At 74.0% G+C, this 14,953-nt stretch carries 19 protein-coding genes; 5 read left to right on the top strand and 14 right to left on the bottom strand.

The annotated features are described in order from the left end of the window. Position 1 precedes the first annotated feature (1 nt). Both rdgB and rph read right to left on the bottom strand, forming a co-directional pair. Positions 2 to 613 (bottom strand): RdgB/HAM1 family non-canonical purine NTP pyrophosphatase, encoded by a 612-nt coding sequence (gene rdgB, locus GCU56_RS15205; RefSeq protein ID WP_163482593.1) that lies wholly within the window; start codon positions 611 to 613, stop codon positions 2 to 4. After that, complete coding sequence (gene rph, locus GCU56_RS15200; protein ID WP_163482592.1) at positions 610 to 1,365, bottom strand: ribonuclease PH; 756 nt, start codon at positions 1,363 to 1,365, stop codon at positions 610 to 612. The genes rdgB and rph overlap by 4 nt, the downstream gene beginning before the upstream one ends. Before the next feature lie 194 nt (positions 1,366 to 1,559). Here rph and GCU56_RS15195 point away from each other — a divergent pair, with 194 nt between their 5' ends. Both GCU56_RS15195 and bcp read left to right on the top strand, forming a co-directional pair. Then, positions 1,560 to 1,919, top strand: a complete 360-nt coding sequence (locus tag GCU56_RS15195) for a YjbQ family protein (RefSeq protein WP_345771859.1) — start codon at positions 1,560 to 1,562, stop codon at positions 1,917 to 1,919. Between the two features lie 61 nt (positions 1,920 to 1,980). Then, positions 1,981 to 2,481, top strand: a complete 501-nt coding sequence (gene bcp / locus GCU56_RS15190) for a thioredoxin-dependent thiol peroxidase (protein WP_163482590.1) — start codon at positions 1,981 to 1,983, stop codon at positions 2,479 to 2,481. Positions 2,482 to 2,537: 56 nt separating this feature from the next. Here the strand turns inward: bcp and GCU56_RS15185 are convergent, their stop codons facing one another. The 6 genes from GCU56_RS15185 to GCU56_RS15160 form a co-directional block, all read right to left on the bottom strand. Next, positions 2,538 to 3,023 carry a DUF4262 domain-containing protein gene (locus GCU56_RS15185; protein WP_163482589.1) on the bottom strand — a complete coding sequence of 162 codons (486 nt, stop codon included), beginning with the start codon at positions 3,021 to 3,023 and terminating at the stop codon, positions 2,538 to 2,540. Positions 3,024 to 3,117: 94 nt separating this feature from the next. Further along, positions 3,118 to 4,068: a non-homologous end-joining DNA ligase LigD gene (locus GCU56_RS15180; protein WP_163482588.1), complete on the bottom strand. Its 951-nt coding sequence runs from the start codon at positions 4,066 to 4,068 to the stop codon at positions 3,118 to 3,120. A 167-nt stretch (positions 4,069 to 4,235) separates the two neighbouring features. Then, a complete protein-coding gene (locus GCU56_RS15175; RefSeq protein ID WP_163482587.1) occupies positions 4,236 to 4,976 on the bottom strand; it encodes an MBL fold metallo-hydrolase in 741 nt (246 codons plus the stop codon). 100 nt (positions 4,977 to 5,076) lie between these two features. Then, positions 5,077 to 6,027 (bottom strand): PLP-dependent cysteine synthase family protein, encoded by a 951-nt coding sequence (locus tag GCU56_RS15170; RefSeq protein WP_163482586.1) that lies wholly within the window; start codon positions 6,025 to 6,027, stop codon positions 5,077 to 5,079. A gap of 59 nt (positions 6,028 to 6,086) precedes the next feature. Then, positions 6,087 to 6,365 carry a MoaD/ThiS family protein gene (locus GCU56_RS15165; protein ID WP_163482585.1) on the bottom strand — a complete coding sequence of 93 codons (279 nt, stop codon included), beginning with the start codon at positions 6,363 to 6,365 and terminating at the stop codon, positions 6,087 to 6,089. A gap of 170 nt (positions 6,366 to 6,535) precedes the next feature. Beyond that, entirely contained in the window at positions 6,536 to 7,009 is a 474-nt protein-coding gene (locus tag GCU56_RS15160; protein WP_163482584.1) for a Mov34/MPN/PAD-1 family protein, read from the bottom strand. A gap of 145 nt (positions 7,010 to 7,154) precedes the next feature. On the opposite strand from GCU56_RS15160, the gene GCU56_RS15155 reads away from it, so the two are divergent. Then, positions 7,155 to 7,511, top strand: a complete 357-nt coding sequence (locus GCU56_RS15155; RefSeq protein ID WP_163482583.1) for a hypothetical protein — start codon at positions 7,155 to 7,157, stop codon at positions 7,509 to 7,511. On the opposite strand, the gene GCU56_RS15150 is transcribed toward GCU56_RS15155, so the two are convergent. Next, positions 7,450 to 7,947: a DUF2017 family protein gene (locus GCU56_RS15150; RefSeq protein ID WP_163482582.1), complete on the bottom strand. Its 498-nt coding sequence runs from the start codon at positions 7,945 to 7,947 to the stop codon at positions 7,450 to 7,452. The two genes, GCU56_RS15155 and GCU56_RS15150, sit on opposite strands and share 62 nt — an antisense overlap. Next, on the bottom strand, positions 7,944 to 8,240 hold the full coding sequence (gene clpS / locus GCU56_RS24070; RefSeq protein WP_163482581.1) for an ATP-dependent Clp protease adapter ClpS: 297 nt from the start codon (positions 8,238 to 8,240) through the stop codon (positions 7,944 to 7,946). The genes GCU56_RS15150 and clpS overlap by 4 nt, the downstream gene beginning before the upstream one ends. A 66-nt stretch (positions 8,241 to 8,306) precedes the next feature. Between clpS and GCU56_RS15140 the strand changes: the two genes are divergently transcribed. Together GCU56_RS15140 and GCU56_RS15135 are read left to right on the top strand one after the other, a co-directional pair. After that, a complete protein-coding gene (locus GCU56_RS15140) occupies positions 8,307 to 9,590 on the top strand; it encodes a nicotinate phosphoribosyltransferase (RefSeq protein ID WP_163482580.1) in 1,284 nt (427 codons plus the stop codon). A gap of 16 nt (positions 9,591 to 9,606) precedes the next feature. After that, positions 9,607 to 10,179, top strand: coding sequence for an isochorismatase family protein (locus GCU56_RS15135; protein ID WP_163482579.1), 573 nt, complete (start codon positions 9,607 to 9,609; stop codon positions 10,177 to 10,179). Positions 10,180 to 10,243: 64 nt separating this feature from the next. On the opposite strand, the gene serB is transcribed toward GCU56_RS15135, so the two are convergent. The 4 genes from serB to GCU56_RS15115 form a co-directional block, all read right to left on the bottom strand. Beyond that, entirely contained in the window at positions 10,244 to 11,524 is a 1,281-nt protein-coding gene (serB, locus tag GCU56_RS15130; RefSeq protein WP_163482578.1) for a phosphoserine phosphatase SerB, read from the bottom strand. Between the two features lie 178 nt (positions 11,525 to 11,702). Next, on the bottom strand, positions 11,703 to 13,454 hold the full coding sequence (gene ctaD, locus GCU56_RS15125) for an aa3-type cytochrome oxidase subunit I (RefSeq protein WP_163482577.1): 1,752 nt from the start codon (positions 13,452 to 13,454) through the stop codon (positions 11,703 to 11,705). A gap of 58 nt (positions 13,455 to 13,512) precedes the next feature. Next, the gene (locus tag GCU56_RS15120; RefSeq protein WP_345771858.1) at positions 13,513 to 14,385 is read right to left on the bottom strand and encodes a putative RNA methyltransferase; all 873 of its coding nucleotides are present in this window, start codon (positions 14,383 to 14,385) and stop codon (positions 13,513 to 13,515) included. Beyond that, a complete protein-coding gene (locus GCU56_RS15115) occupies positions 14,382 to 14,900 on the bottom strand; it encodes a YfcE family phosphodiesterase (RefSeq protein WP_163482576.1) in 519 nt (172 codons plus the stop codon). Before GCU56_RS15115 ends, GCU56_RS15120 begins: the two co-directional genes overlap by 4 nt. Positions 14,901 to 14,953: the final 53 nt, after the last annotated feature.

Genomic DNA, 14,953 nt, shown 5'->3' with positions numbered 1-14,953 from the left:
CTCAGCGGCGACGGAGCAGCTCGGCCACCATCGGGACCAGCGCCGCGAAGGCCTGACCGCGGTGACTGGCGGCGTCCTTCTGCTCCGGCGTGAGCTCGGCCGAGGTGAGCTCCAGCCCGTCCGGCACGAACACCGGGTCGTAGCCGAACCCGTTGCGGCCGCGTCCCTCGCGCACGACCCGGCCGCGCCAGGACCGTTCCAGCACCCGCTCGGCACCCTCGGGGGTGACCAGCGCCGCGGCACAGACGAACGCCGCGCCACGCCGCTCGTCGGGCACGTCGGCGAGCTGGCCGAGCAGCAGCGCGGTGTTGGCACCGTCGTCGCCGTGCCGGCCCGACCACCGGGCGGAGAAGATCCCCGGCATCCCGTTGAGCGCGTCGACGGCCAGACCCGAGTCGTCGGCCACCGCCGGGAGGCCGGTGTGCCGCACCGCCTCGCGCGCCTTGAGCAGTGCGTTCTCGGCGAAGCTGGCGCCGGTCTCGGGGACCTCCGGATAGGCGGGCACGTCTCCGAGACCGAGCACGGCCACCCCGGGCACCGCGCTGGTCAGCAGCCGCTGCAGCTCGGCGAGCTTGCCGGGGTTGCGGGTGGCCAGCAGCAGCCGGGAGCTCATCGTGCGGCGGCGGACTGCCGGAGGGCCTCGGCCTGCAGCCTGGACAGCTCGGCGCACCCGCCGACGGCCAGGTCGAGCAGCGCGTCGAGGGCGGCCCGGTCGAACACGCCGTTCTCCGCGGTCCCCTGCACCTCGACGAAGCTGCCGTCGCCGGTGCACACGACGTTCATGTCGGTGCCGGCGCGGACGTCCTCCTCATAGGCGAGGTCGAGCCGCGGTTCCCCGTCGACGACGCCCACGCTGACCGCGGCCACCGACTGCACGATCGCCGTCGGGCGGGCCAGCTTCTTGCGGCCACCCAGCCAGCTCACGGCGTCGGCCAGGGCGACGTAGGCGCCGGTGATGGCGGCCGTCCGGGTGCCGCCGTCGGCCTGCAGCACGTCGCAGTCGATCGCGATGCTGTTCTCCCCCAGCGCCGCGAGGTCGATGGAGGCGCGCAGGGAGCGCCCGATGAGCCGGCTGATCTCGTGGGTGCGGCCCCCGATGCGCCCCTTGACCGACTCCCGGTCGCTGCGCGTGTGGGTCGCCCGGGGCAGCATCGAGTACTCGGCGGTGACCCAGCCCAGGCCCGAGCCCCGGCGCCAGCGCGGCACGCCCTCGGTGACGCTCGCAGCGCACAGCACGCGGGTCCGGCCGAACTCGACGAGCACCGACCCCTCGGCGTGGTCGAGCCAGTTGCGGGTGATCGTCACGGGGCGGAGCTGGTCGGCCGCCCGGCCGTCGGGGCGGGGCTTGCCGGGGGTCGGGGTCACGTACGCCGAGGGTAGTGCGGCCCCGTCCGGCGGGGCGGGGCGGTCGTCGGGCACGGAGGCCGCCCACCTGGACCGGGGCGGCCGCTCGGTGCGGCGGGGGGAGGGCACCTCGCCGGGCCCCCAGCCGGCGGATGCGGTGGAATCGCCGCATGCGATCGGAGCTGCGAGCGATCCGGACCGGCGGGGTACCCACGGTGGCCGACCTGACCGACGAGTGCGCCGAGTTCGTCCGTGGCGAGGCCGACGGCCTGCTCCACGTGTTCGTGCCGCACGCCACGGCCGGCGTCGCCCTCATCGAGACCGGCTCGGGCAGCGATGAGGACCTCCTGGCCCAGCTCGACGTCCTGCTGCCCCGGGACGACCGGTGGCGGCACCGGCACGGCAGCGCCGGGCACGGGCGGGACCACGTGCTGCCCGCGATCGTCGCGCCGCATGCGTGCATCCCGGTGCTCGACGGGCTGCTCCAGCTGGGCACCTGGCAGCGCATCTGCCTGGTGGACACCAACACCGACAACCCGCAGCGCCACGTCCGGCTGTCCTTCCTCGCCGGCTGACGTCGGCCCGCCGGCCACACCCTGTGGAGGGGGGCCGGGAGGGCACGGCAGGATGCGGTGCATGACCGACAGCGACAGCGGCCTCGAACCGGCTCCCGTCCGGCTGGCCCCCGGCGACCCGGCGCCGGAGTTCACGCTGCCCGACGCCGACGGGACGCCGGTGTCCCTGGCCGACCACCGGGGACGCCGGGTGATCGTCTACTGCTACCCGGCCGCGCTCACCCCCGGCTGCACGACCCAGGCCATCGACTTCACCGCCGCCGCCGGTGAGCTGGCCGAGGCGGGGCTGGACATCATCGGCATCTCCCCCGACCCGCCCGAGAAGCTGCTGCGCTTCCGCGAGAAGGAGGAGCTGGGCATCACCCTGGTCTCGGACGTGGACAAGGAGGTGCTGCGTGCCTACGGCGCGTTCGGCCCGAAGAAGCTGTACGGCAAGGAGGTCGTCGGGGTGATCCGCTCGACGTTCGTCGTCGACGGCGAGGGCCGCATCGAGAAGGCGTCGTACAACGTCAAGGCCACCGGACACGTCGCCAAGCTGCGCCGGGAGCTCGGCCTCGGCTGACGCGGCCTCCCTGCAGGGACCCGCCGCGAGCGTGCGAGTGGTGCGGGCGTCCTCCGTCACGCCCGCCACGTGCCCGGACGCGGTTGGCAGGCCGGACCGCAGGGGTGGCCGGCGTCCCACGGGTAGCTGCCGTCGCGGTGCGGCCAGGTCAGCTGGTACGCCGGGACGGAGTACTCGGCCGGGCGCCGGTAGAAGCGGTTGGCGGCGAACAGGACCTCGCCCGGGTTGGGGCAGGTCTCCACGCACACCGGCCCCGGCCAGCCGTCGCAGGAGACGGGCTCCCCGGGTACGAGGGCTCGCCCGGCGGTCACCATCGCCGCGACCTCACCGATCAGGCCGTGGGTGCGCTCCGGTCCGAGGCCGGCCACGACCAGCTCCGGGTGGCCCAGCCCGAACAGGCCGACGGTGTAGCCGAACGCCGGTTCGTGGGTCTCATCCCCCGGGCCGACGTACTGCACCGCCCAGCGGCACTCCCGGACGACGGTGGCGAGATGGGCGTCCTCCTGGTCGAGCCAGGCGATGGTCTGCGGGTCGGTCGTCATGCCGGGGAGCCTGGCCCGGGGGCCGGACGTCGCGCCCGCACCGGCACCCCCGGTTGTGGACGGCCGCGCTCCTGTGGAGGGTGCGCGGAAGACGTCAGTCGCCGGACTCCGCGCGGCGGGCGCGGGCCCGCCGCCGGCCCTCGTGCATCGCCTGCACGCGGGCGACGGGGATGGTGTGTCCCTCGGCGACCAGGTCGGCGGGCAGCTGCTGCGGGGCCGGCAGCAGCGCCGCCCACGGGTCGCCGTCCCCCAGCCGCTGACGGGCGGTCCGCACCGTGACGTCGCCGGGGCGGACGGCGGGCAGGTCGTCCCACGCGACCGGCGCCGAGACCGGTAGGCCGGGCCGGATGCGCGGGCTGTACGCGGCGACGATCGTCGAGGCGTACGAGCGGGTGGAGTCGAGGAAGACCCGGCCGTGCCGGTCGTCCTTGATGTAGGCGGTCGTGGCCAGCTCCGGATCCAGCCGCTCGGCCCGGACGGCGAGGGCGCGGGTCGCCGCGGCGGCGTCCTCGGCCCGCACGTCCCGGAGCGGGACCACGACGTGCACGCCCTTGGAGCCGCTGGTCTTCACCGCCCCGGCCAGTCCCGCGTCGGCCAGTGCGCGGCGGACCAGCTCGGCCGCGGCCACCACCTGCTCGAAGCCGGCGCCCTCGGGCGGGTCGAGGTCGACCACCAATCCGGTCGGCCCCTCCTCCCCGGCGCGGACGAACGGCACGTGGAACTCGACGGCACGCTGGTTGGCCAGCCAGAGCAGCGTCCGGCGGTCGTCGCAGAGCACCTGGTGCACCTCGCGGTGCGCCCCCGTCGACCAGACGGCCACCGTCCGGACCCAGTCCGGCGCGCCCTTGGCCACGTTGCGCTGCATGAACGGCTGCTGCCCCGGCCGCACCCGCATGACCGACAGCGGCCGGCCGGCCAGCAGCGGCACCAGCCGGTCGGAGAACGCGTCCAGGTGGTCGACCAGGTCGCCCTTGGTGACGTCGAGCCCGTCACCCAGCGGCGCGTCCAGGCTGGTCAGCCGCACGCCGTCGCGCTCGTCGTCCACCCGGCTACCGTGCCCGCCCCGGCCGCGGCAGGCAAGCGCCCGTTCCCGCGGTCCCGTGCGGCCCTCCTGCAGAGGCCCGCCGCGAGCCTGCGAGTGGCCCGTCCACTGCGGCCCCGTCCAGGGCACCGCCCCGAGCAAGCGAGGGGTGGGGAGGACGGGGTCCTCCGTCAGATGTCGTACTGACCGTTGGGCGCGACCAGCTCGCTCGCGGGGAACACCGCACGGGCGTCGGCCAGCTGGGCCTCGCGGTCGATCCAGGCCGGCACGTGGGTGAGCAGCAGCCGGTCGACCCCGGCGGCCGCGGCGTGCTCGCCGGCCTCGCGGCCGGTGAGGTGCAGCGCCGGCGGCAGTCCGGGGACGTCGGCGTGCGCGGCCTCGGCGAGCAGGACGTCGGCGCCGCGGGCGAGCGTCACGACGTCCGCGCTGGCCCCGGTGTCACCGGTGTAGACCAGGGACCGGCCGTCGGCGGTCAGCCGGATCGCGTAGCACTCGATCGGGTGGGCGGTCCGTGCGAGCGTCGCGGCGAACGGCCCGATGGGCAGCTCGCCGGGCCCGACCGGCACGAAGTCGAAGACGTCGGTGAGGCCGTCCCCGTCGATGTCGTAGGCCAGGGCCAGCCGTCGCTCGGCCCCGACCGGGGCGTACATCGGCACCAGCTCACGGGTGGAGCGCCCGGAGTACCGGTGCCACACGACGAACGGAGCGACGTCGAGGCAGTGGTCGGCGTGCAGGTGCGAGAGGAAGACCGCGTCCACGGTGGCGGGGTCGGCCAGCGCCTGCAGGGCGCCGAACGAGCCGTTGCCGAGGTCGAGCAGCAGCCGGAACCCGTCGTGCTCCACGAGGTAGCAGGAGGCCGGGGACTCCGGGCCCGGTCCGCTGCCTGAGCACCCGATGACCGTGAGCCTCACTCGTCCGTCCCCTGCACGCGGGCCAGGCTAGCTCGCACCTCCGGGAGACCGGGCTCACGCCCGGATCAGGACCCGGCTCAGGGACCGAGCAGGCCCCGGCTCAGGCCCAGAGCTGGCCCTCGAGCGCGGAGGTCGCCTCGTCCAGGGTCCCGGCGTAGGCGCCGGTCGACAGGTACTTCCAGCCGCCGTCGCAGACGATGAACACGATGTCGGCCCGGCGTCCGGCCGCCACCTCCTTGTCGGCGATACCGAGCGCGGCGTGCAGGATCGCGCCGGTCGAGATGCCGGCGAAGATGCCCTCCTGCTCCACCAGCTGGCGGGTGCGGCGGACGGCGTCCTGCGGGCCGACGCTGAACCGTGAGTCCAGCAGCTCGGGGTCGTAGAGCTCGGGGATGAACCCCTCGTCGATGTTGCGGAGCCCGTAGACCAGCTCGCCGTAGCGCGGCTCGGCCGCGATCACCTGGACGTCGGGCTTCTTCTCCCGCAGGTAGCGCGAGACACCCATCAGCGTGCCGGTCGTCCCCAGCCCTGCGACGAAGTGGGTGAGGGAGGGCAGGTCGGCCAGGATCTCCGGGCCGGTGCCGGTGTAGTGCGCCTCGGCGTTGGCCGGGTTCCCGTACTGGTAGAGCATCACCCAGTCGTCGTGCTCGGCGGCCAGCCCCTTGGCGACGGCGACGGCCTGGTTGGAGCCGCCGGCGGCCGGGGAGCTGATGATCCGCGCGCCGTACATCTCCAGCAGCTGCCGGCGCTCGATGGAGGTGTTCTCCGGCATGACGCAGATGAGCTCGTAGCCACGCTGGCGGGCGACCATCGCCAGCGAGATCCCGGTGTTGCCGCTGGTCGGCTCCAGGATCGTGGCGCCCGGCCGGAGCAGCCCCTCCTTCTCGGCCGCCTCGATCATCGCGATCGCCGCGCGGTCCTTGATCGAGCCGGTGGGGTTGTGGTCCTCGAGCTTGGCCCACAGCCGGACGTCAGGGGACGGCGACAGGTTCGGCAGCCCCACGAGCGGGGTGTTGCCGAGCGAGTCGACGAGAGAGGCGAAGCGGGCCATCGGGAGCTCTTCCGGGGAGACGGTGGGGACGGGTGCCGAGCAGGGCGGAGCAGCCGCGCTCAGCAGCCGCCGGCGACCGCCGGGAGGATCGTCACCGAGTCGCCGTCCTTGACCTGGGTGTCGAGGGCGCCGGTGAAGCGCACGTCCTCGTCGTTGACGTAGACGTTGACGAAGCGGTGCAGCTTGCCCTCCTCGGTGACGAGGCGGTTCTTCAGCCCGGGGTGCTTGGCGTCGAGGTCGTCGACCAGGGCCGCCAGGGTGGTGCCGCTGCCCTCGACGGTCTTGTTGCCGCCGGTGTGGGTGCGCAGGATGGTCGGGATCCGGACCTCGATGGCCATGCGTGCTGTTCTCCTCTGGAGGGGGATGTGGCTGGCCCACCGCGACGGCGGCGGGTCGTGCGTCTGCACGGGCAACGCCCGTCCGCCGCCAGGGATTCCGGTGGCGGCCAGGCCCTCCTGCAGGGACCCGCCGCGAGCCTACGAGCGGTGGGGGGCAGGAGGGTGCTTCTTCAGTCGTAGACGACGGTCGTCGGCGAGTGGCCGAACAGGTAGGAGTCGACGACCTCGACGTCCTCCTCGCTCACCTCGCCGTCGACGATGCGGAAGCTCCGGAACTCGACGTCGTCCCCGGCCAGGCCGGTCTGCTCACCGTGGTGGCGCGTCGAGACCAGCACGTAGTGCGCGTTGGGCTCGGAGGCGTAGCTGATGTCGGTCCGGGAGGGGTGGGCCTCGGTCGCCGTGTGCGAGTGGTAGATCACCACCGGCTCCTCGTCCCGGTCGTCCATGTCCCGGTACAGCCGCAGCAGGTCGCCGGAGTCGAACTCGTAGAACGTCGGCGACCGCGCGGCGTTGAGCATGGGGATGAAGCGCTCGGGGCGGTCACTGCCCTCGGGGCCGGCGACGACGCCACAGGCCTCGTCCGGGTGGTCCTCCCGGGCGTGGGCCACGATGGCGTCGTAGGTCGCGCGGTCGATGCGCAGCACGCCGCCAGTCTAGGAGGACCCGGGGAGGAGCCCGCCGTCCCCACCCCTCGCCGGCTCGGAACGGTGTGCTGGACAGGGGGCGGCCGACCCGTCGCGGGCCGGGGCGGTGCCCCGGAGGGGGTCCCGGCGGATACGGTGCGCTCTCGTGGTGCTCGAGTTGTCCATGATCGCCGGCGTCGTCCTGCTGGCGCTGCCGGCACTCGCGCTGGGCATCGGCGGCCTGCGGCGCCGCACCGGGCACTTCAGCAACGACGTCGGGGCCGACCGGGCGTCCCTGGTGCTCCTCGTCTCGATCCGGGCCCTGACGCTGCTGCTGGTGTTCGCCCTGTCGACGGCCGTCCTGGTCTCCGCGATCGGGGCACTGGTCCGGGACCTCGAGATGCCCCGCCTGGTGTCGGTGTTCTTCGTGCTCGACCTCCTGCTCGCCGTCCTCGTGCTGCTCACCTTCGGCCGGCGCGACCGGCGACGAGTGCGTCGACGAGCGACCCCTGCAGGCCGGTGAGCCAGTAGTAGACGGCCAGCTGCTGGCCCTCCTCGCTGCTGAGGTCCTCCGGCGGCTCGGTGTCCTCCTCGATGCCCAGCCGGGTGCCGAGCGCCAGCCGCAGGTCGTTGCTGGTGCGCAGCCACGCGCCGGCCTGGTCGGCGTCGAGACGGACCGCCCCGCCGTCGGGCGGCAGGCCGGCCCGCACGGTGGCGAGGTCGTCGGCCTTGCCCGAGCGCAGCGCGGACTCGGTCATCTCCCGGTAGTCGGCCGCCAGCTCGGGGTCACCGCGGTGCCCCTCGGGCAGGAGCCGGGCGACGACCGGGTCGCCGCGGACGTCGTCGGCGTCCGCGGTGAGCAGCTGTTCGAGCTGGTCCAGGAGCAGTCCCATGATGCGGGCCTCGGCCGGCTCCAGCCTCGCGACCACGTCCTCCCCGCGGCGGCGGAAGGGCTTCATGAGTCGCGCTGGAAACTGGCCCACAGCCCGTAGGCGTGCAGCCGGCTGGTGTCGTGCTCCATCCGCTCGCGCGGGCCGGAGCTGACGATCGCGCGGCCCTCGTGGTGGACCTGCAGCATCAGGGTGGTCGCCGTCGGCTCGTCGTAGCCGAACAGCTCCTGCAGCACGAAGGTCACGTAGGTCATCAGGTTCACCGGGTCGTTCCAGACGATGGTGACCCACGGCCGGTCGAGGTCGTGCTCCTCGTCGACGGTGGTGTCCGGGGTGCGTTCAGGCGCGAGCGGTCCGGCCACCCGTCCACTCTAGGAGACGGTCCTCGAGGGGTGGGGCCCCGCCGCCTGCGCCTACGCTCCGGAGCCATGCCGACGGGTCCCGCGCTGCTCACCGACCGGTACGAGCTCACGATGCTCGCCGCCGCCCTCGCCGACGGCACCGCCGATCGCGACTGCGTGTTCGAGGTGTTCGCCCGGCGGCTGCCGCACGGCCGCCGGTACGGGGTGGTCGCCGGCACCGGGCGGCTGCTGGAGCAGCTGCCGCGGTTCCGGTTCACCGACGACGACCTGGCCGCCCTGCGCGAGCAGGGCCTCACCGACGCCCGGCTGCTCGACTGGCTGGCCGGCTTCTCCTTCAACGGGGACGTCGACGGCTACGCCGAGGGCGACTTCTTCTTCCCCGGCTCCCCCGTGCTCACGGTCCGTGCGTCGTTCGCCGAGGGGGTGCTGCTGGAGACGCTCATCCTCTCCGTGCTCAACCACGACAGCGCGATCGCCTCGGCCGCCGCCCGGATGGTGGCCGCGGCCTGCGAGCGGCCGTGCATCGAGATGGGCTCCCGGCGGACCCACGAGCAGGCCGCCGTCGCCGCGGCCCGCGCCGCCCACCTGGTCGGCTTCGGCACCACCTCGAACCTGGAGGCCGGCCACCGCTACGGCGTACCCACCGCCGGCACGAGCGCGCACGCCTTCACCCTGCTGCACGACGACGAGGCCGCGGCCTTCCGGGCCCAGGTGGCCACCCTCGGCGTCGGGACGACCCTGCTGGTGGACACCTACGACGTCGAGCGCGGCATCCGGACGGCGGTCGAGGTCGCCGGCCCCGACCTGGGCGCCATCCGGCTGGACTCCGGGGACCTGCCGACCCTCGCCACCCGCGCGCGGCAGCTGCTCGACGAGCTCGGTGCCACCCGCACGAAGATCATCGTGACCAGCGACCTCGACGAGTTCGCCATCTCCGGGCTCATGGCCGCACCGGTCGACGGCTACGGCGTCGGCACGTCGCTGGTGACCGGTTCGGGCGCCCCGACGGCGGGGATGGTCTACAAGCTGGTGGAGCGGGACGGGGTGCCGGTGGCCAAGCGCTCGGAGGGGAAGAACTCCGTCGGCGGCCGCAAGCACGCCGTCCGCCGGCACGACGCCTCCGGGACGGCGACGGCGGAGGTCGTCAGCAGCCGCCCGATCGCGCCGCAGGACGGCGACCGCCAGCTGGTCGTCGAGCTGGTGCGCGGTGGGCAGCTCTGCGACGACGCGCCGCCCCGGGCGGCGCTGGCCGCGGCGCGGGCGCACCACCAGCGGGCGCGGGCCGCGATGCCCGATGAGGCGTGGGCGCTCTCGCGGGGCGAGTGCGCCATCGAGACGGTGCACGACTGAGCGGGGAGGAGCTGCGATGAGCCGCGCACTGGTGGTGGTGGACGTGCAGAACGACTTCTGCGAGGGCGGCAGCCTCGCGGTGGCCGGCGGGACGGCGGTCGCAGCGGCGATCAGCGAGCACCTGCGCGCGCACGCCGGCGACTACGCCCACGTCGTCGCCACCCGGGACCACCACGTCGACCCCGGCGGGCACTTCGCCCAGGAGCCGGACTTCGTCGAGACCTGGCCGTCGCACTGCGTGGTCGGCACCGGCGGGGTGGAGCTGCACCCCCGGCTGGACCGTGGGTCGCTGGAGGCGGTGTTCGACAAGGGCGAGTACGCGGCCGCCTACTCCGGGTTCGAGGGCCGCGCCGACGGCGTGCCGCTGGCCGACTGGCTGCGGGAGCACGGGGTGGACGCGGTCGACGTGGTCGGGATCGCCACCGACCACTGCGTGCGGGCGACCGCGCTGGACGCCGTCGCCGAGGGCTTCGCCACCCGGGTGCTGCTGCCCCTCACCGCCGGAGTCGCCGAAGGGACCACCGAGGCCGCTCTCGACCAGCTCCGCACCGCGGGCGTGCACCTCGAGGGCGCCGTCCACGCGCCCTGAGGGGCACAGCTGGCCGTCCCAGCCCCGTCGGGCCTCCGCCGTGCCGGTCGCCGTGGCCGCGGTGTCATCCGGAGGAGGGCGTGGGGATGGCGTCGAGGACCTCGTCGCGGGTGAACCCGAGCACCTGCAGCACCGCGTCGAGGTAGGGCAGGTTGAGCGCCGTGTGCGCCTGCTCCCGCACGTAGGGCTTGGCGTTGAAGGCGATGCCCAGGCCCGCGACGCCCAGCATGTCGAGGTCGTTGGCGCCGTCACCCACGGCGACGGTCTGCTCCAGCGGGATGTCGTACGTCGCGGCGAACCGCTCCAGCGCCCGCGCCTTGCCCGCCCGGTCGACGATCTCCCCCACGAGGCCGCCGGTCAGCTGGCCGTCGCGCACCTCGAGGGTGTTCGCGGCGGCGAAGTCCAGCCCGAGTTCCTCGGCCAGGTGGTCGGTGATCTGGGTGAACCCGCCGCTGACGATCCCGCAGCGGAACCCGAGCCGTTTGAGCGTGCGGATCAGGGTGCGGGCGCCCGGGGTGAGCACGAGGTGCTCGCGCACCTCCGCCAGCACCTCCACCGGGAGCCCGGCCAGCGCCGCGACCCGGGCCCGCAGCGACTCGGCGAAGTCCAGCTCGCCGTTCATCGCCGCGGCGGTGATCCGGGCGACCTCGGCGGCCCGCCCGGCGCGCGCAGCCAGCTCGTCGATCACCTCCCCCCGCACCAGGGTCGAGTCGACGTCGAGCACGATCAGCCGCTTGCTGCGCCGGGTCAGGCCGACCTGCTCGACGGCGATGTCGGCACCGGTGGCCGAGGCCACCTCGCCGAGCGCGCTGCGCAGGGCGGTGGCCTCGGCCCCCGTCACGGTCATCTCGAAGCTGGTGACCGGGAAGTCGGACAGCCGGCGGATGCCCTCGATGTTCCCGCCGATCGCGGCGATCGCCGACGCCGCACCGGCCACCGCCTCGGGCGGCACGGGGCGACCCAGCACGATCACGTGGTGCGGGCGGCCCGGCCGCCGCGCCGCGGGCGCGCGGTGGGGGGCCAGCTCCGCGACGACGTCGACCCCTGCGGCCTCGGCCACGTCGGCGGCGAGCCGCCGCAGCCGGTCCAGGAGCACCTCCGGTGGCAGGGCCACCCTCCCCTCGTCGGGCAGGACCCGGACGACGACGCCGAGCACCAGCTGCCCGTGCACGACGACCTGCTCGACGTCGACCACCTCGACCGGCGGGAGGTCGCGGCCGGGCGCGGCCAGCTCGGCGAACAGCGACGCGGTGAGCCCCGTCCGGTCGGCACCGGTGAGGGTCAGCTGGGCGCACGCGCCGTCCTGCGCGGTCGGCGGTCGGTCGGTCGGGTCGTCGAACGGCACGGCGTCATCGTCCCCTACCGACCCCGGGCCTCCGGTCGCCGGGCCGTACAGGCGGCCGCCGGACGCCGGGCCCTCGACGCAGCGACGCCCCGCCGGCCGGGGCCGACGGGGCGTCGCTGCTGGCCCCCTCGAGGGCACCGCCCCGCGCTCGTGAGGAGCGGGGAGGAGGGGGCGTCCGTCAGGTGGGGTCGGGGTCGTTGGGCCCCTGGCGCGGCCCGGCCGTGCCGCCCAGCTCGGCGGCATACGGCTCGTGCCGCTTGCCTGCGTGCGCCTCACGCTGCAGGCGGTCGAGCAGGTGCGGGTAGTGCGCCTCGAACGCCGGACGCTCGGAGCGGATCTTCGGGATCTCCACGAAGTTGTGCCGCGGCGGCGGGGACGACGTCGCCCACTCCAGCGAGTTCCCGTGACCCCACGGGTCGTCGCGGACGGCGAGCCGGCCGTACTTCCACGACTTCACCACGTTGTAGAGGAACGGGATGGTGGAGGCACCCAGCACGAACGAGAAGATCGTGGACACGGTGTTCAGGGTGGTGAACCCGTCGGTGGGCAGGTAGTTGACGTAGCGCCGCGGCATGCCCTCGTTGCCCAGCCAGTGCTGGACGAGGAACGTGCCGTGGAAGCCGATGAACGTCAGCCAGAAGTGCAGCTTGCCCAGCCGCTCGTCCATCATCCGGCCGCACATCTTGGGGAACCAGAAGTAGATGCCGGCGTAGGCGGCGAACACGACCGTGCCGAACACGACGTAGTGGAAGTGCGCGACGACGAAGTAGGTGTCGGACACGTGCCAGTCCAGCGGCGGGCTGGCCAGCAGGACGCCGGTCAGTCCACCGAGGAGGAAGGTGACCATGAAGCCGATCGAGAACAGCATGGGCGTCTCGAAGGTCATCTGACCGCGCCACATGGTGCCGATCCAGTTGAAGAACTTGATGCCGGTCGGCACGGCGATCAGGTAGGTCAGGAACGCGAAGAACGGCAGCAGCACCGCACCGGTGGCGTACATGTGGTGCGCCCACACGGTGAGCGACAGGCCACCGATCAGCAGCGTGGCGCCGACCATGCCCTTGTAGCCGAACAGCGGTTTACGGCTGAAGACCGGGATGATCTCGGTGATGATGCCGAAGAACGGCAGCGCGATGATGTAGACCTCGGGGTGCCCGAAGAACCAGAACAGGTGCTGCCACAGCATCGGCCCCCCGTTCTCCTCCGAGTAGACCAGGGCGCCGAGGTTCCGGTCGGCCAGCAGCGCGAGCAGCGCCGCGGTGAGGATCGGGAAGGCGAGCAGGATCAGGACGCTCGTGACCAGCGCGTTCCAGGTGAAGATCGGCATCCGGAACAGCGTCATGCCGGGCGCGCGGAGGCAGACGATCGTGGCGATGAAGTTGACACCGCCGAGGATGGTGCCCAGACCGCTGACCGCCAGACCCGTGATCCACAGGTTCCCGCCGGCGCCGGGGCTGTGGGCGACGTCGGACAGCGGCGTGTAGGCCGTCCACCCGAAGTCCGCCGCGCCGCCGGGGGTCAGGAAGCCGGAGACCGCGATGAGGGACCCGAAGGCGAACAGCCAGTAGGAGAAGGCGTTCAGCCGCGGGAACGCGACGTCGGGAGCGCCGATCTGCAGCGGCATGATCAGGTTGCCGAACGCGAAGAACAGCGGCGTCGCGAACATCAGCAGCATCACCGTGCCGTGCATGGTGAACAGCTGGTTGTACTGCTCCGGGGAGAGGAACTGCAGACCCGGCTGGGCCAGCTCCCCGCGGATCAGCATGGCCATCAGCCCGCCGACCATGAACCATGCGAAGGAGGTGGCCAGGTACATGAGGCCGATGGTCTTGTGGTCGGTGGTCCGCAGCAGGTTCGAGAGCCGCGAGCCCTTCTCGACCTCGCGAGCCGGGCTCGGCCGGCTCACGATCGGCGCCGGTGCGATCGTCACGGCCGCAGCTTAGACGGTCCACGGCCGGGTGTTCCCGTCGACGTCGGGGGCGCGCCGGTCACGCGGCCGGCGCCCAGGTGCTGACGTCCACCGAGACGGTCACGGCCGTCCGTTCCGGGAGTCGGTCCACGGCCGCCGCGAGCCGCTCGGGGCTGAGATGCCGGGCGTGCGGGCCCATGCCGACCAGCGTCGTGAGCGCCGCCCTGTCCAGCTCCAGCCGCTCGCGGTGGCCGCTCCGGCCCGCCGGGCGCAGGGACGGCTCGAGCGCCGCGGTCAGCCGGCGGGCCTTGTCCGGATCGACCTGCAACAGGCCGAGCGGGCCGATCAGCTCGGCCAGGTGGTCCGCGGCCGGTGTGACCACCACCAGCCGGCCGCCCGGTGCCAGCACCCGGGCGGTCTCGGGACCGTTGCGCGGGGCGAAGACGACCAGCACCCGGTCCACGGCGGCGTCGCGCAGCGGCAGCCGCGCCCACGTGTCGGCGACGACGGCGAGGGCCCGCGGGTGCGCCCCGGCCGCGCGGCGGGCGGCGTACCGCGAGGAGTCCAGACCGACGCCCACGGCGTCCGGCAGCCGGTCGAGGACGCCGGCCAGGTGCTGCCCGGTGCCCCCGCCGAGGTCGAGCAGGGTGCCGGGCGGTGGCCCGTCGGCGAGGACGGCGTCGGCCAGGGCGCGGGTGACGCCGCGGTAGTGGCCGGCGGACAGGAAGGCCGCCCGGTCGGCGACCATCGCCGCGGAGTCACCCGAGGGCGGGACGTGCCCCGGCGGCAGGAGCGTGACGTGTCCCTGGCGCGCCCGGTCGTAGGCGTGGCCGCCGGAGCAGCGCAGCCCGGTGTCGCCGGGGAGGGCGGCCAGTGGCCCGCCGCAGACCGGGCAGGCCAGCAGGTCGACCGCGCGCGCCGGCCAGGGACGGCGGGCGTGCGCCGCCGTCACCTCGGGACCGGGTGGAAGGTGACGTCGTGCAGCGCCCCGTCCGCGATCACCGCGGTCACGAAGGTGCCGTGCGGCTGCCGGCGGCGGTCGGTCGGCGAGCCGGGGTTGAGCAGCCGGAGACCCGTGGCCCGGCCCTCGACCGGCGCCACCGTGTCCCACGGGATGTGGCTGTGCCCGAACACCAGCACGTCGACGTCCGGGAACCGGGCCGCGCAGCGGGCCTCCCGCCCCGTCCGGTCACCGGTCTCGTGGACGACGGCGAGCCGGAGGCCCTCGAGCTCGACCCGCGCCACCTCGGGCAGCCGCACGCGCAGCGCGCCGTGGTCGTTGTTGCCGTGCACCGGGACCAGCCGGGCGGAGCGCTCCTCGAGCCGGTCGAGCAGTGCGACGTCGACCCAGTCACCGGCGTGCACGACGACGTCGGCGGCGTCGACGGCGGCCCACAGGGAATGAGGTAGGTCACGCGCACGCTTGGGGACGTGCGTGTCGGCGGTGAACACCACGGAAACCGGCACGTGGAGATGGTCTCAGGCGGCTAGGTTCCTCAGCGCCCGACCGCGGCCATCTC

This window comes from Geodermatophilus sabuli, from assembly GCF_010686765.1.
Lineage (GTDB): Bacteria > Actinomycetota > Actinomycetes > Mycobacteriales > Geodermatophilaceae > Geodermatophilus > Geodermatophilus sabuli_A.
This window is presented reverse-complemented; position numbering and strand designations above follow the sequence as displayed.

Excerpts from the sequence above, each read along its gene's own strand:
- rdgB (WP_163482593.1), bottom strand. The coding sequence starts at position 613 with ATGAGCTCCCGGCTGCTGCTGGCCACCCGCAACCCCGGCAAGCTCGCC.
- bcp (WP_163482590.1), top strand. The coding sequence starts at position 1,981 with ATGACCGACAGCGACAGCGGCCTCGAACCGGCTCCCGTCCGGCTGGCC.
- GCU56_RS15185 (WP_163482589.1), bottom strand. The coding sequence starts at position 3,023 with ATGACGACCGACCCGCAGACCATCGCCTGGCTCGACCAGGAGGACGCC.
- GCU56_RS15170 (WP_163482586.1), bottom strand. The coding sequence starts at position 6,027 with ATGGCCCGCTTCGCCTCTCTCGTCGACTCGCTCGGCAACACCCCGCTC.
- GCU56_RS15165 (WP_163482585.1), bottom strand. The coding sequence starts at position 6,365 with ATGGCCATCGAGGTCCGGATCCCGACCATCCTGCGCACCCACACCGGC.
- GCU56_RS15150 (WP_163482582.1), bottom strand. The coding sequence starts at position 7,947 with ATGAAGCCCTTCCGCCGCCGCGGGGAGGACGTGGTCGCGAGGCTGGAG.
- GCU56_RS15140 (WP_163482580.1), top strand. The coding sequence starts at position 8,307 with ATGCCGACGGGTCCCGCGCTGCTCACCGACCGGTACGAGCTCACGATG.
- GCU56_RS15135 (WP_163482579.1), top strand. The coding sequence starts at position 9,607 with ATGAGCCGCGCACTGGTGGTGGTGGACGTGCAGAACGACTTCTGCGAG.